The sequence below is a fragment of the Microbacterium salitolerans genome, from assembly GCF_019720895.1.
Taxonomy (GTDB): Bacteria; Actinomycetota; Actinomycetes; order Actinomycetales; family Microbacteriaceae; genus Microbacterium.
This window is the reverse complement of the sequence record NZ_JAHKSH010000001.1, coordinates 507690-522155: the sequence shown is the minus strand read 5'-3', so window position 1 is coordinate 522155 and position 14466 is coordinate 507690. Positions and strand designations below refer to the sequence as shown.

Genomic DNA, 14466 nt, shown 5'->3' with positions numbered 1-14466 from the left:
CCACGCGCCCACACCCTCCTCACCGCCGCACATCTCCTCACGAGCGCACGCCCGAGCCCGACCACCCGCGCCGCGCTGCGGAGATGTGCATTCATGAGGACCCCACGGACCCACATCCTCCTCATCCCCGCGCATCTCCTCACGAGCGCACGGCGGCCGGTCCCGAGCGGGGCGACCTGATGCCCGAGGGCGACACCGCGCACCGCGCCGCCCGGCGCCTGCACGAGGTCCTCGCGGGCGAGATGCTCACCCGATTCGACCTGCGCGTCCCGCAGGCGGCGACGGCGGATCTCACGGGGGTGCCGGTCGAGAGCGTGCGCGCCGTCGGCAAGCACCTCCTGCACCGCGTCGGCCCGTACACGCTGCACACGCACCTCAAGATGGAGGGCGAGTGGCATACGTACCGCGCAGGATCCTCGTGGCGGCGCCCCGCGTTCCAGGCGCGCGCGGTCCTCGACACGGCGGCGTGGTCGACGGTGGGGTTCGATCTCGGCATCGTCGAGCTGATCCCGACCACACGCGAGCAGCAGGTGATCGGCCATCTCGGCCCGGATCCGCTCGGCCCGGCGTGGGACGCCGACGAGGCCGCACGCCGCCTTGCGGGTGACCGGCGGCCCGCGCACGTCTCCCTCCTCGATCAGCGCAACGTGGCGGGGTTCGGCAACGAGTACGCCAACGAGATCCTCTTCCTGCGCGGCATCTCGCCGCGCACCCCGATGGCCGACGTCGACGTCGCAGCACTCCTCGCGCTCGGTGCGCGCGCCATCCGCAGCAATCTCGCACGCCCCGTGCGCACCTTCACGGGAGACACGCGTCGCGGGCGCGACCACTGGGTGTACGGCCGCGCTGGGCTCCCCTGTCGTCGCTGCGGCGCGCTCATCGTCGAGGACGCGCTCGGCGCGGAACCGGGCGCCGAGCGGCGGGTCTTCTCCTGCCCGCGCTGTCAGGCGTGAACGAGGCGCGGCACGACGCGCACGAGGATCACCATCGCGACGAGCTCGACGAGCGTCTGGCAGACGATGACGAGCGGCACGAGCGCGAGCTCATCCGGCAGGGCAAGGGCAAGCGGGAGCACGACGAGCGAGTTGCGCGTCACGCCGCTGAACACGAGCGCCCGCCGGCCCGGCACGTCGAGGCGCGCGACACGGCCGACGAGGATCCCGAGGGGCACCATCGCGACGACGAACAGCACGTAGACCGGCAGGGTGACCACCAGCGCGCCGATCTGCGCCCCGATGGAGTGGATCTGCGACGCCACGACGAGCGCCAGCGTGAGCATCATGAGAGGCACCATCGCGCCCGTCGCGGCGTCGCTCACGCGCCGCCCCCATCGCGTCCGCGCGGCGGCCTGGGTGAGCACCGCCGCTGCCAGCGGAACGACGATGAGCAGCAGGAGCGCCCGCAGGAACGGCGCGGGCTCGATCGCCGCGACCACGTCGCCGCCCACCATGACCCAGAGTGCGAGCGGGAGGACGATCATCTGGCCGAGGAGCAGGATCGGCACGGCCGCGAGCAGCCGATCCTTGGCTCCGCCCGCCATCCCGGTGAACGCGATGACGTAATCGACGCACGGGGTGAGCAGCACGAACAGCACACCGACCAGCAGGGCGCGATCGTGGGCGATGATCCGCGACAGCGCGAAGACGACGACCGGCACGACGATGAAGTCGACGACGAGGATCGCCACGAGGAAGCGTCCGTCGCGCAGCGCCGCGCGGATCCGGTCGAACGGCACGCCGAGGAATGTGGCGTAGAGCAGCAGGCCGAGCACCGGCTCGACCGCGATGCCGAGGGGGCCGGCCGCCGCGGGGGCGAGCAGTCCGGCCACGGCGCCGACCACGAGCGCGGCGAGGCAGAGCGCGGTCTGGTGCCGTTCCAGGGAGTCGACCGTCGCGCGCATCCGGATCAGTCTCGCAGGCCGGCGGATCCGGCGGCCGCAGCGGATCCCACGCGAACCACCCCGTCATACCCCCTGGGGGTATACACTCAACGACGAGAGCGACCCGCGGCTGAGGAGGCATCATGACCCCGAACGACACGCACGCGCACCACCACGGCGGCCACGACCACACGACGGTCGATCCCACCCCAGGCCACGAGCACGAGGGCCATGCGGGACATGCGGGCCACGGACACGGCGACCACGTCGCACGGTTCCGCCGCCTGTTCTGGATCATGCTCGTGGTCGCCGTGCCGGTCGTCGCCCTGTCGCCGATGTTCGCGTCGCTCCTCGGCTACCCGCTCCCCGCGGCGTCGTGGATCGCGTGGGTGCCGCCGATCCTCGGCACCGTCATGTACGTGTGGGGCGGCGCGCCGTTCCTCACCGGTGCCGTGAGCGAGCTGCGCGCGCTGCGCCCCGGCATGATGCTCCTCATCGGGCTCGCGATCACCGTCGCGTTCCTCGCCTCGTGGGGATCGACCCTCGACCTGCTGCACCACGAGCTCGATTTCTGGTGGGAGCTCGCGCTCCTGATCGTCATCATGCTGCTCGGGCACTGGATCGAGATGCGCTCGATCGCCCAGACGACGTCGGCGCTCGACTCACTCGCCGCGCTGCTGCCCGACGAGGCCGAACGCGTCGAGGGCGACGCGACCGTCACAGTCGCGCCCTCCGACCTCGTGGTGGGCGACCTCGTCGTCGTCCGCCCGGGCGGGAGGGTGCCCGCCGACGGCCGCGTCGTGCAGGGGTCCGCGAGCATGGATGAGTCGATGATCACCGGCGAATCGCGCCCCGTCCGGCGCGGCCCCGGCGACGACGTCGTCGCGGGGACCGTTGCGACCGATTCCGGGATCCGAGCCGAGATCACGGCGACCGGCGAGAGCACCGCGCTCGCGGGGATCCAGCGCCTGGTCGCCGATGCACAGGCGTCGTCGTCGCGCGCGCAGCGGATCGCCGATCGCGCCGCGGCCCTCCTGTTCTGGTTCGCGCTCACGGCCGGCGTCGTCACGGCCATCGTCTGGACGGCGATCGGCGCGCCCGACCAGGCGGTCGTGCGCACGATCACCGTGCTGGTCATCGCGTGCCCGCACGCGCTCGGCCTCGCGATCCCGCTCGTCGTGTCGATCTCGACGGAGCGGGCGGCGCGCGCCGGCGTGCTGATCACGGATCGCCTCTCGCTCGAGAGCATGCGCACGATCGACACGGTGCTGTTCGACAAGACGGGCACACTCACGAAGGGCGCCCCCGCCGTCACGGCCGTGCACCCCGCGGACGGCCGCGACGCCGACGAGCTGCTGGCTCTGGCCGCCGCCGCGGAGTCCGACTCCGAGCACCCCCTCGCCCGCGCGATCGTGTCCGCGGCGGCCGACCACCGCCTCCCCGTGCCGTCGTCGAGCGAGTTCTCGTCGTCGCCCGCGGTCGGCGTGCGCGCACTCGTCGACGAGCGCGTCGTGCGAGTGGGCGGCCCGCACCTGCTCACGGAGGAGGGCGTGAGCGAGCTGCCCATCGCCGACGCGTGGCGCCGCGAGGGCGCGATCATCCTGCACGTCGTCGTCGACGGATCCGTCGTCGGGGCGCTGCGTCTCGCCGACGAGATCCGCGCCGAATCCCGCCAGGCTGTCGACGCTCTGCACGCGCGGGGCGCGCAGGTGGTGATGATCACGGGCGACGCCGAGGCCGTCGCCGCCTCGGTGGCCGCGGAGCTCGGCATCGACCGCTTCTTCGCCGGCGTGCGCCCCGAGGACAAGGCGGCGCGCGTGCGCGAGCTGCAGGAGGAGGGCCGGCGGGTCGCGATGGTCGGAGACGGCGTCAACGACGCCCCCGCCCTCGCCCAGGCCGACGTCGGCATCGCGATCGGCGCCGGAACCGATGTGGCGATCGCGTCGGCGGGCGTGGTGCTCGCGAGCGACGACCCCCGCTCGGTGCTGTCGGTGATCGAGCTGTCCCGCGCGAGCTACCGGAAGATGACGCAGAACCTCTGGTGGGCCGCGGGCTACAACCTGCTCTCGGTTCCCCTCGCGGCCGGCGTCCTCGCCCCGATCGGGTTCGTGCTGCCGATGTCGGTGGGCGCCGTTCTCATGTCGCTGTCGACCGTCGTCGTCGCGCTCAACGCGCAGACCCTCAGGCGCCTCGACCTGCGCCCCGAGGCCGTGGCCGCTCGCCGCGGGTGACCGGTCACCGCGCGGCCGGGAACGGCAGCAGGTCAGGGTGCGCGGTGCGCTCGTCGAGCCACGTGCGGAGGATGCGGTTGAAGAGGTCGGGATCCTCGCCGTTCCACGCGTGGTGCATGCCGGGAGCCAGGCCCGCCTGTGCGGCCGGGACTGCGGCACGGATCGCCCGGATCGAGCCGAAGAAGTATCCCATCTCCTTTTCGCCGGCCACGGCCATGAGCGGGGCGGTGATGCGATCCAGCGCCAGCAGCCTGCCGGGGTACACCTCGCTCAGCTGCGCCAGGAGATTCTCGCGCGTGATGGGCGGGGTATCCGCGAGGAACTCCTCCGCCTCGGGCCCCCGGAGCCCGAACTGGCGCGCCGTACCCATCCAGTAGAACCGGCGATTCCACAGCGCGATGGCGACGCGATTCACCGCGCGCATCGGCCACGGGTACGGCAGCGCGGAGGCGCCGCTCACGAAGACCGACGCGACGCGATCGGGATGGCGCGCCGCGAGATGCAGCGCGGTGATGCCCCCGAGCGACAGGCCGACGAGGTCGACCGGCTCGCCCACGTCCTCGTCGATCATGGCGACGAGCCGGTCGGCGACCGCGTCGAAGCTCGTCCATGGCTGCGCGCGGCGCGACCGGTAGCCGGGGAGGTTCGGCGCCAGCGTGGGCCGATCACCCAGCGCGGCGACCTGGGGCTCCCAGATCCAGCCGCCGACGTTGCCGCCGTGCAGGAACATCACGGGACGGCTCATCAGGGCTCCTCGAGTTCGGCGAGCAGCTCGTCCAGCCAGGCGATGTGCGCCGTGTGGTCGCGGATCCCGTCGTCGAGCGTCATCGAGCGCAGCCAGCCCGCGCGATCCGCGCGGGGATCCGGGTGTGCTGTGCGCGCCCGGAGCTCCATCAGCTCGTCGCGCACGGCGACCGCGTCGCCTCGGCGGGAGCGGATCAGGCGCGCCAGCGCCGCGTCATCGAGCTCTCCGGCGAAGAACACCCGCGCGAGGAATGCGTCGCGCGGCGGCTGCCGATCCGGATCCGATGCGAGCCACTCTCGCAGCACGACCCGCCCCGCGGGCGTGACGTGATGCACCGCCCGATCGGGCCCATGCGTGCCCGGCACGGTCTCGATGCGCGCATGGCCATCCGCGACGAGCGTCGCGAGCGTGCGATAGATCTGCGCTTTGTCGGCCGACCAGAAGTACGTCGCGGACGACCCGAACGCGCGCATGAGGTCGTACCCCGTCATCGGCTGCAGCGACAGGAACCCCAGGATGATGCGCGCGAGGATCATGGCGCCAGTGTGCGCCTAGCTAGGTGATAAGTCAACTAGGAACATTCCCCGCCAGGGGACGCACGGATCCTGCCAACCTCGGCGACACCCTGGAACCCGCACCGCCGCCGCCCGTACGCTCGGCGACATGACCGACGCCCTCCGCCACTACCGCGCCAAGCTCGAGTTCGAGACGGACGGATCCGACACCTACGCCGCGCAGAAGGCGGGCGAGCAGTTCGTGCTCGTCGACACGCGGTCCGCCGAGGCCTGGGCGCAGGGGCGGGCGAAGGGCGCCATCCACATGCCCACCCGCGAGATCGCCGATCGCGCGGCGTCCGTGATCCCGGCCGGGACGCCCGTCGTCGTGTACTGCTGGAGCCCGGGCTGCAACGGCGGCGACAAGGGCGCGCTCGCGTTCGCCGAGCTCGGCTACCCGGTGAAGCTCATGATCGGCGGATTCGAGTACTGGAAGCGCGAGGGCTACCCGGTCGTCACAGACGAGGGAGAGACGCGCGGCCTAGTGGATCCGCTTGTCGGCCCGACCTCCTGACGCCGGGAGTCACGCCGCGCGCGTCGCGGGCCGCCAGCCCATGATCTGCATCGTGCGCGATCCGTCGGCCTTGTCGTGCGCGCCGATGCGGCGCCAGCCCTCCCTCTCGTAGAAGCGGACGGCCGGATCGGCGGGGTCGTCCCAGGTGCTGAGCAGCGCGGTGCCGTCGACGCCGGTCATGACGGCGCGGTACAGCGCGCGCCCGATGCCGCCGCGACGATGCGCCGACAGAACGCCGAACGAGACGAACTCGAACGCACCCGGCAGCCACTCGCCCGCGGCCTCGCGACCCAGCGCCTCGCGCACGCTCTCGGTGTAGTACTGGCCGTCGGCGCCGTAGTACCCGTAGGCGAACCCGATCATGCGCTCGCCGTCGTGGGCCGCCGCGAGCCGGAACCGGTCGCGCGCGGCATGACGCGCGAACATTGTGTCGCGGAAGGTCTCGAACGACGGCTGGTCGCCGAAGATCGCGTCGTACGCGCCCCAGATCTCGCGATCGCGCGCCAGCGCCTGAGATCCGTTCAGCAGCTCGATCATCACAGCCCCTCGGCGTTCGGGTGCGCGTGACGTTCGGCATCGAGCGCTCCCGCGAGGTGGTCGGTCGCATCGCCCCACCGCGACACGGAGACGTGCTCGAGGCCCTGCCAGGCGGCCGCGCGCAGCAGCTCGTCGGCGATGCGGTCGGCCGCGTGCCCCGATGCCGCGTGCTCCTCCCACCATGCCGACTGCACCCGCAGCGTCGAGGCCTGCCGATCGGCCTTGAGGTCGATGCGCCCCACGACGCGGTCGTCGACGAGGACGGGCAGCGAGTAGTAGCCGTACTGCCGCTTCGGCTGCGGCACGTAGATCTCGATGCGGTAGCGGAAGTCGAACAGACGCTCGGCTCGGTCGCGGAACCAAACGGCCGGGTCGAACGGGGTCAGCAGCGACGTGTGCGCGATGCGCCGCGGCACGCGGGCGTCTCGGTGCATCCACGCCGGGATCGCCCGGTCGCGCGCGTCGCGCCATCCCTCGACCTCGACCGGCACGAGCTCGCCCGCGTCGACCAGTTCGTCGACCGCCGCGCGCACGCCCTTCTGGCTGGGCAGACGGTAGTAGTCCTTCAGATCGGCCACCGTCGCGATGCCGGACGCGATCGCCGCGCGACGCACGAGCTCGCGCACCGCGTCGGCTTCGGGCATCTCGACGTCGCGCACCTGCGACGGAACGACGTGCTCGGCGAGCGCGTAGACCCGCTCGAACCCCTCGCGTCCCGCGATCGCGACGTCGCCGAAGCGCCACATCATCTCGAGGGCCTGCTTCGCGTGATCCCAATCCCACCAGGGGCCGCGCCCACCGCGCCGCACGACCGACTCGATGTCGGACGGCCGCAGCGGGCCGCGCTCGCGCAGCTCGGCGCGCACCTTGTCGACGACCTGCGCTCCCTGGGGATCTGCCACCCACGACCCCTCGCCGCCGTACCGACGGCGCATCAGGTCGCGTTTGAATCCCCACAGCGGCCAGTCGTCGACCGGCATGAACGCCGCCTCGTGCGCGAGGTACTCCACATACGACGCGGGCCGGGCGGCCGTGCCGCGGCGGAGGACGAGACGCTCGAGCAGTGCGGGGTCGTACGGCCCCACGCGCGAGAAGAGCGGCATGTAGTGCGAGCGCGCGAAGACGTTGACCGAGTCGATCTGCAGGACGCCCATGCGCCGGATCGCGGCCGCCAGCGATCTCGCATTCGCGGCGCCCTCGCGCTCGCGCCCGAACCCCTGCGCCGCCAGCGCCGTGCGCCGCGCCTCGCCTGCCGAAAGTGCTGTTCTCGCCACGCGTCCGACGCTATCGGGGACCTCTGACAAACGAAGGGGTGTCGCGGCTCCGCCCCGTCGCGGCGTTCACAGCGAACGCATAGCGCCCCTCCAGCGGCCACATGTTCCCGCGGCACACGATGGCCACATCCATTCACGGGAATAACCACGAGACACGTGTCGTTATCCCCCCTGTCCGACCAGAACCGACCACAACGGAAGGGCACCTGTGGGCAAGAACTACGTCGATATCGAAGACGACCAGGGTGGAGTGCTGCGCTACCGCAAGCACGCGAACGGTCGCGGCCTCGTGGCGCACGGCGCCAAGGTCGCGGCGACCGCCCGAGTCGAAGCCGGTGCATACATCGAACCCCGCGCTCGCGTCCTCGACGGCGCACGCATCGCGGCGGGAGCCTGGGTCGAACCGGGCGCCGTCGTCGGGCCGGGAGCCATCATCGACGCCGGCGCGCACATCGGCCCCGACGCCGCCGTGGGCCCCAAGGCCAAGATCGGCGTGCGCAGCAGCATCGGAAAGGGCGCCCAGATCGCGGGCGGATCCCTCATCGGAGACGACGAGAACATCCGCGACGGAGAGAAGGTCGCCACCGATCGCCGGGGGTTTCGCCTCGCCGCGTAGCGCCATCGTCTGAACGAGAGGGGCCGCTCACCATAGGGTGAGCGGCCCCTCGCCGTCCGGCACTCCGCTCAGATGCGCTCGCGCAGCCAGTCGAGCTGGGCGCGGCGCTGGAACGGCCCGCCGCCCTCGTGGTCGTTGTAGGGGTAGACCTCGATGCTCTTGTCGTCGCCGGCCCACGCGTTGTATGCGCCGAACACCGTCGATGGCGGGCACGTCATATCCATCAGCGCCACGGAGAACAGCGTCGGGACGTCGGCGCGCGTCGCCAGGTTGACGCCGTCGAAGTAGCGCAGCGTGCGGAACGTGTCGTCGATGCGATCCCGGTGCGCCTTCAGATACGTCACGATCTCGGCGTACGGGGCGCGATCCGTCATCGACGTGGCGCGCTCGAAGTCGCACAGGAACGGGACGTCGATCAGCGCGCCCGCGACATCGGCGCCCAGCGCGGCCGCCGCGATCGCGATGCCGCCGCCCTGGCTGATGCCCGCGACGAACACGGGGACGCCCGGAGCGAGCTCGCGCCCGACGTCGACGGCGCGGGCCGCGTCCGAGAACACACGGCGGTAGTAGTACGTCTCGGGCGAGCGGATCCCCTGGGTCATGTACCCGGGGGCCGCGGAGTCGGATCCGTGCGGGTCGACGGTCGCGCCGGGATGCGCCTGCGCGAAGCCCTGGCCGCGCGTGTCCACGAGCAGATGCCCGTAGCCCGCCATGACCCACTCGGGCACGGCGTGCGCGAGCCCGCGTCCGCCGCTGTATCCGAGGAACTCCACGACCACCGCCGTGGGCTCGCGGTCGGTCGGGCGGTGATACCAGGCGCTGATCGGATCGCCCGCGAAGCCGGAGAACGTCACGTCCTTCGTCGTCACGAGCGCGAGGCCGTTGTCGACGCTCTTCGCGTAGGTCTCGCCGTGTGCGGCGCGCACCCCCTCGAGGGTGCTCTCCCAGAATTCGTCGAAGTCGTCGGGCACGGTCGTTGCGGAACGGTGCTCCCGGAGCGCGGCGAGCGGCAGGTCGAAATGCGTCATGCGGATCCTCTCCTCTTCCGGGAGGCTATCGGCTCGACCCGAGCGCGGGGGAAAGCGCCTTCACATCGGGCGTCGGGGCCCGGATCCGTAGGCTGGGCGATATGGCGCAGAAGAGGGCATCGCGAGGCGGCCGGCCGCAGCCGAGGCGCGTGGACACGGCGAAGCGCGCGCCGCAGAAGAAGCGCGAGGCCGCCGCGCCGCGGGCGACGCCGGAGCCGATGCCCCCGTTCCGGCTCGGGGCCGTTCCCGGAGCGACGCCGAGCAAGTGGATCCGCCACTGGCGGCAGCAGCGACCGCAGCAGAAGCTCGATCTCGTCGCGATCGACGCCGCCGACGCATCCGCCGCGCTGCGCGAGGGACGCATCGACGCCTGCATCTGCCGTCGGCCGATCGACGGCGACGACCTGCACGTCGTCGAGCTCTACACCGAGACGCCCGTCGTGGTGATGGAGGCGGAGTCGTCGCTCACCGCGGCCGACGAGCTGCGCCCGGCCGATCTCCAGGGCGAGGTGCTCCTCACACCGCGCGACGACGTCCTCGGCCCGCTCGACCTGCCGACGGCGTCCCCGGCGTTCGAGCCGCTCGAGACGACGGCGGACGCCATCGCCACGGTCGCGACGGGCATCGGGATCGTCGTCGTGCCGATGTCGCTCGCACGCCTCCACCACCGCAAGGACGTCACGTTCCGCCCGCTCGCCGGCGCCCCCGGCTCCGCCGTCGTGCTCGCCTGGCGGCGCGACCGCGACGCCGACGACACCCAGGCGTTCATCGCCATCACGCGGGGCCGCACGGCGCGCTCCAGCCGCTGACGGGGACGGGCACTCGAACGCCAGCGGGCGCCGGAGCCGAAGCTCCGACGCCCGCGCGGCCAACCGCCGAGATCAGCTCTGCGTGTCGAGGTCGTCCCCGTCCTCGCCGCCGGCGGGGTACGCGGACACCTCCGGCTTGACGGCGAGGGCGATGATGCTCCCGATGAGCCCGCCCCAGACGAGGACGGCGGCGATGACGAAGAACAGGAGTGCGAGACCGCTCATCGCTTCGCTCCCTTCACGTGAAGCTGCTCTCTGGTGGGCCAGACCTCGAACTTGTCGGGGTCGTGGCGCCAGCGCAGCTGGGGCAGGATCAGAGCGGCCGCGACCATGATCGCGACGGCGCCCCAGCCGGCGACGCCGAGGTACCAGGTCGGGTAGCCCTCGTAGCCCTCGGTGAGCAGCTCGATGATCTTCGCGATGAGCATCCAGGACAGGAGCGCGGGCGCGAGGACCGAAGTGAACAGCAGCCAGGTGGGGCCGACCTTGAACGTCGACACGGCGCTGAGGTGCCGCGAGAGCTCGCCGCCCTTGCGCTTGACCCAGAGCACGATGATCGACATCGCGATCGCCGAGGCGACGATGCCGATGTTGTTGGCCCAGTTGTCGATCGTGTCGAGCGCGGTGAGCCCCGACGTGGATCCGAACAGCACGAGCGACAGCACCGCGATGACGCCGCCGATGCCGAACACGGCCTGCTTGCGCGTGAGCGCGAACTTGTCGCGCACGGCCGAGATGACCACCTCGAGCACCGAGATGAGCGACGTGAGACCCGCGAGGGTGAGCGCGCCGAAGAACAGCGCTCCGACCCACTCCCCGCCGGGCATCTGGCCGACGATCGCGGGGAACGTCATGAACGCGAGGCCGACGCCCGTGAGGCCCTCGAGATCGCCCACCGTGACGCCCTGCTGGAAGGCGAAGAACCCGAGCGTCGAGAAGACGGCGATGCCCGCGAGGAGCTCGAACGACGAGTTCCCGAAGGCGACCACGAGGCCCGCGCCGGTCATGTTGGAGCGGCGCTTGCGGTACGAGGCGTACGTGATCATGATGCCGAACGCGACCGACAGCGAGAAGAAGATCTGGCTGTACGCCGCGATCCACACGCTGGGGTCGGCGAGCGCCGCGAAGTCGGGAGTGAAGAACTCGCTGACGCCCTCGACGGCGCCCGGCAGGAAGAGGGCGCGGATCACGAGCGCCAGGAAGGCGACGACCAGCAGCGGGATGATGATGACGTTCGCCCGCTGGACGCCCTTGACGACGCCGGCCGCGAGGATCCCGAGGGTCACGATCCACATGATCGCGAGGGGGATCATCACGCTCGGCACGAAGTCGAGCGTGAAGGGCTCACCCGCGACCTCGAGGTAGTCGCCGACGAAGAAGCCCGTCGGGTCGTCGCCCCAGCGGAGATCCCAGGAGAAGACGAAGTAGCTCGACGACCACGCGAGGACGGCCGTGTAGTAGAGCCCGATGACGGCGGCGATCGAGACCTGGAACCAGCCGAGGCTCTCGCCGAGCTTGCCGCCGAGGCGACGCAGGGCGAGCGGCGCGGATCCGCGGAAGCGGTGGCCGATCGCGTAGTCGAGGAAGAGGATCGGGATTCCCGCCGTGATGAGCGCCACGAGATACGGGATGAGGAACGCGCCTCCGCCCGACTCGTACGCGACGCCTGGGAAGCGCCAGATGTTGCCGAGGCCGACGGCGGAGCCGATGGCCGACAGGATGAATCCGACCTGTCCCGACCACTGCTCGCGTTCGGGGACGGCTGTGGGTGTGGTGTGTGCTCGCGACATCGTGCTCCTCGCGCGGTGTTGGGGGCGCCGCGGGGGTGTGCGGTGGGCGGCGCCGAGAATCGAGGGTACGCGGGACCGGCGGATTCCGAAGGGTCCTGCGGCGAACTCGTTCAGCCGGGCGGGTCCGCGGCGAGGGCGATTCGCTCGTCGAGATAGGCCGAGAGCGGCAGGAGGAAGCCTGTGGGAGACCAGCGCACCATCAGCGTCTCGCCCTGCCAGCGCAGCGGGTCCGCGGATCCGCCCTCCTGCACGGCGGCGATATCGAGCGGCTCCCAGTCGATGTGGCACGTCTCGCCCTCGGCGAAGCCGCCGCGGAACGCCATCCCTCTGATGGAGGCCCGCACACGCTGCGACTCGGCCGTGTAGCCGCGACGCACCTCCTCGGCCGCGCGGACGACGTCGCCCGTCGCCCACAGCGCATCGTCGCCGATGAGGAGCACACCGACGTGCCAGGCCTCGGCGACCGGCTCGACGACCGGCCTGCCGCCGAACATCTTCGCGATCCTCCGCGCCTCGCGCCCGAGACCCAGCCGCACGCGCGGCACGCCCGCGAGCCGAGTGCGGGCGTCGTCGAGCAGGGTGCGGAGATCATCCATCCCCTCAGCCTACGAACGGCCGGATCCACGCGGGAGCCAGGAACACGACGCCCCGACGCGCGCGTCCGCCCTCCCGGCCGATGGCGGCGGGGAGGGCGGACGCAGGGCGTCAGGCCCGGAGCGAGCGGCGCTCGTACTGCACGCGCGCCCAGACGTATCCGACGATGCCGATGACGACAGCCCACGCGACGGTGGCCCAGAGGCTCGCGCCGGGGCTCGTGCCCTCCATGAGCGCGCGCATCGTCTCGGTGAAGGGCGTGAAGGGCTGGTGATCGGCGAACCACTGCAGCCACCCCGGCATGGACTCCGTCGGCACGAACGACGACCCGAAGAACGGCAGGAACATGATCGGCATGGGCAGGTTGCTGGCCGACTCGATGTTCTTCGAGACGGATCCGAGCGCGACCGCGAGCCACGAGAACGCGAGGATCAGCACGGCCGCGACGCCGGCGGCCGACAGCCAGGACAGCGCGCTCGCGTCGCTGCGGTAGCCGAGGAGGAGCGAGAGCCCCACGACGACCACGAGCCCGAGGAACTGCTGGAGCCCGTTGGCAACGACGTGCCCCCACAGGACGGCGCCGCGCGAGATGTCCATCGTGCGGAAGCGGGCGATGATGCCCTCCGTCATGTCCTGCGCGACCGTGATCGCGGTCAGCTGCGGCCCCGCGGCGATCGCGAGCAGCACGATGCCGGGGAGGACGTACACGAGGTAGTCCGTGCGATCTCCGCCCGTGATCCCCGCGCCGAGCGTCTCGCCCAGGACGAAGACGAACAGCAGGAGGATCACGATCGGGATCGCGACGACGTAGATCCAGTAGCCGGATCGGAGGGCGCGGACGAGATTGCGGCGGAGCATGGTGCCGGTGTCGGCCAGGGCGGCGCTCATCGCGCGACCTCCTCTGTCTCGGTGACCTCGGAGCCGTGGCCCGTGAGGGCGAAGAACACGTCGTCGAGGTCGGGGGTGTGGATGTCGAGGGACTCGGGCACGATGCCGGCGCCGTCCAGGCGGCGCACGACGGCGCTGACGTCGGCGTAGCCGCCGATCGACGGAACCTGCAGCGCGCGCTCGGCGGCGACGACGCGGGCATCGGCGAAGAGCGACGCCGCCTCGGCGACCCGCGCATCGTCGCCGAACGCCAGCCGGATGTGGGAACCGGGAACGCGCCGCTTCAGCTCGTTCGGGGATCCCTCCGCGACGATCGATCCCCCGTCGAGGACCGCGATCCGATCGGCGAGCGCGTCGGCTTCGTCGAGGTACTGCGTCGTGAGCAGGATCGTGACCCCGTCGCGCACGATCTCACCGACGAAGTCCCACATGCTGCGGCGGCTGCGCGGATCCAGCCCCGTCGTCGGCTCGTCGAGGAACACGATCTTCGGGCGCGACACGAGGGTCATGGCCAGATCGAGGCGGCGCGTCATGCCGCCCGAGTAGGTCAGGAGGGGCTTCTTCGCGGCGTCGGTCAGCTCGAAGCGCTCGAGCAGCTCGGCGACGCGCCCCCTCCCCTTCCGGCCGAGGTGGCGCAGGTCGGCCATGAGCTGCAGGTTCTCCTCGCCGGTCAGCATGGTGTCGACGGCCGAGAACTGCCCGGTGACGCCGATCGCCGAGCGGACGGCGGCCGGCTCCCGGGCGACGTCGTGGCCGTCGATGCGCACGGTGCCCGCGTCGGGCCGCAGCAGCGTCGAGAAGATGTTGATGGCCGTGGTCTTGCCGGCGCCGTTCGGACCGAGGAGGGCGAACACGCCGCCCGTCGGCACGTCGAGGTCGAGACCGTCGAGCACCGTGTGCGAGCCGGACTTCCCGGCCGGGAAACGTTTGGTGAGGCCGTGGGCCTCGATGGCATGGGTCATGATGGATCCCCTTGTTCTCGGGCATGCGAAGTGACGGTGGGGTGC

Annotated in this window: 16 protein-coding genes; 5 read left to right on the top strand and 11 right to left on the bottom strand. The window is 71.6% G+C overall.

Translation table 11 applies throughout. From position 1 onward, the window contains the following. The first annotated feature begins 179 nt into the window (after nucleotides 1–179). Nucleotides 180–953, top strand: a complete 774-nt coding sequence (locus KOL93_RS02230) for a DNA-formamidopyrimidine glycosylase family protein (RefSeq protein ID WP_221583662.1) — start codon at nucleotides 180–182, stop codon at nucleotides 951–953. On the opposite strand, the gene KOL93_RS02225 is transcribed toward KOL93_RS02230, so the two are convergent. After that, entirely contained in the window at nucleotides 944–1900 is a 957-nt protein-coding gene (locus tag KOL93_RS02225; protein WP_221583661.1) for an arsenic resistance protein, read from the bottom strand. The two genes, KOL93_RS02230 and KOL93_RS02225, sit on opposite strands and share 10 nt — an antisense overlap. A 122-nt stretch (nucleotides 1901–2022) precedes the next feature. Between KOL93_RS02225 and KOL93_RS02220 the strand changes: the two genes are divergently transcribed. Further along, on the top strand, nucleotides 2023–4110 hold the full coding sequence (locus tag KOL93_RS02220; protein ID WP_221583660.1) for a heavy metal translocating P-type ATPase: 2088 nt from the start codon (nucleotides 2023–2025) through the stop codon (nucleotides 4108–4110). Nucleotides 4111–4114: 4 nt separating this feature from the next. On the opposite strand, the gene KOL93_RS02215 is transcribed toward KOL93_RS02220, so the two are convergent. Together KOL93_RS02215 and KOL93_RS02210 are read right to left on the bottom strand one after the other, a co-directional pair. Beyond that, nucleotides 4115–4855 carry an alpha/beta fold hydrolase gene (locus KOL93_RS02215; RefSeq protein ID WP_221583659.1) on the bottom strand — a complete coding sequence of 247 codons (741 nt, stop codon included), beginning with the start codon at nucleotides 4853–4855 and terminating at the stop codon, nucleotides 4115–4117. Beyond that, nucleotides 4855–5391 carry a PadR family transcriptional regulator gene (locus KOL93_RS02210; RefSeq protein ID WP_221583658.1) on the bottom strand — a complete coding sequence of 179 codons (537 nt, stop codon included), beginning with the start codon at nucleotides 5389–5391 and terminating at the stop codon, nucleotides 4855–4857. Before KOL93_RS02210 ends, KOL93_RS02215 begins: the two co-directional genes overlap by 1 nt. 127 nt (nucleotides 5392–5518) lie before the next feature. Between KOL93_RS02210 and KOL93_RS02205 the strand changes: the two genes are divergently transcribed. Beyond that, nucleotides 5519–5923: a rhodanese-like domain-containing protein gene (locus KOL93_RS02205; RefSeq protein ID WP_221583657.1), complete on the top strand. Its 405-nt coding sequence runs from the start codon at nucleotides 5519–5521 to the stop codon at nucleotides 5921–5923. Between the two features lie 9 nt (nucleotides 5924–5932). On the opposite strand, the gene KOL93_RS02200 is transcribed toward KOL93_RS02205, so the two are convergent. Together KOL93_RS02200 and KOL93_RS02195 are read right to left on the bottom strand one after the other, a co-directional pair. Then, on the bottom strand, nucleotides 5933–6460 hold the full coding sequence (locus tag KOL93_RS02200; RefSeq protein WP_221583656.1) for a GNAT family N-acetyltransferase: 528 nt from the start codon (nucleotides 6458–6460) through the stop codon (nucleotides 5933–5935). Further along, nucleotides 6460–7734 (bottom strand): winged helix-turn-helix domain-containing protein, encoded by a 1275-nt coding sequence (locus tag KOL93_RS02195; protein WP_221583655.1) that lies wholly within the window; start codon nucleotides 7732–7734, stop codon nucleotides 6460–6462. The genes KOL93_RS02200 and KOL93_RS02195 overlap by 1 nt, the downstream gene beginning before the upstream one ends. Before the next feature lie 208 nt (nucleotides 7735–7942). On the opposite strand from KOL93_RS02195, the gene KOL93_RS02190 reads away from it, so the two are divergent. Continuing rightward, the gene (locus KOL93_RS02190) at nucleotides 7943–8350 is read left to right on the top strand and encodes a transferase (RefSeq protein WP_221583654.1); all 408 of its coding nucleotides are present in this window, start codon (nucleotides 7943–7945) and stop codon (nucleotides 8348–8350) included. A 68-nt stretch (nucleotides 8351–8418) separates the two neighbouring features. Here the strand turns inward: KOL93_RS02190 and KOL93_RS02185 are convergent, their stop codons facing one another. Continuing rightward, nucleotides 8419–9378, bottom strand: a complete 960-nt coding sequence (locus tag KOL93_RS02185; protein WP_221583653.1) for an acetylxylan esterase — start codon at nucleotides 9376–9378, stop codon at nucleotides 8419–8421. A 101-nt stretch (nucleotides 9379–9479) separates the two neighbouring features. Between KOL93_RS02185 and KOL93_RS02180 the strand changes: the two genes are divergently transcribed. Further along, a complete protein-coding gene (locus tag KOL93_RS02180; protein ID WP_260405834.1) occupies nucleotides 9480–10187 on the top strand; it encodes a LysR family substrate-binding domain-containing protein in 708 nt (235 codons plus the stop codon). A gap of 72 nt (nucleotides 10188–10259) precedes the next feature. On the opposite strand, the gene KOL93_RS02175 is transcribed toward KOL93_RS02180, so the two are convergent. The 5 genes from KOL93_RS02175 to KOL93_RS02155 all read right to left on the bottom strand — a co-directional run bounded on the left by KOL93_RS02175 (nucleotide 10260) and on the right by KOL93_RS02155 (nucleotide 14421). After that, on the bottom strand, nucleotides 10260–10412 hold the full coding sequence (locus KOL93_RS02175) for a MetS family NSS transporter small subunit (RefSeq protein ID WP_221583652.1): 153 nt from the start codon (nucleotides 10410–10412) through the stop codon (nucleotides 10260–10262). Continuing rightward, complete coding sequence (locus KOL93_RS02170) at nucleotides 10409–11977, bottom strand: sodium-dependent transporter (protein ID WP_221583651.1); 1569 nt, start codon at nucleotides 11975–11977, stop codon at nucleotides 10409–10411. The genes KOL93_RS02175 and KOL93_RS02170 overlap by 4 nt, the downstream gene beginning before the upstream one ends. A 110-nt stretch (nucleotides 11978–12087) precedes the next feature. After that, nucleotides 12088–12573: a glutaminase gene (locus KOL93_RS02165; RefSeq protein ID WP_221583650.1), complete on the bottom strand. Its 486-nt coding sequence runs from the start codon at nucleotides 12571–12573 to the stop codon at nucleotides 12088–12090. A gap of 109 nt (nucleotides 12574–12682) precedes the next feature. Continuing rightward, nucleotides 12683–13459 (bottom strand): ABC transporter permease, encoded by a 777-nt coding sequence (locus KOL93_RS02160; protein ID WP_221583649.1) that lies wholly within the window; start codon nucleotides 13457–13459, stop codon nucleotides 12683–12685. Continuing rightward, nucleotides 13456–14421, bottom strand: a complete 966-nt coding sequence (locus KOL93_RS02155; protein WP_221583648.1) for an ATP-binding cassette domain-containing protein — start codon at nucleotides 14419–14421, stop codon at nucleotides 13456–13458. Before KOL93_RS02155 ends, KOL93_RS02160 begins: the two co-directional genes overlap by 4 nt. Between the last annotated feature and the right edge of the window lie 45 nt (nucleotides 14422–14466).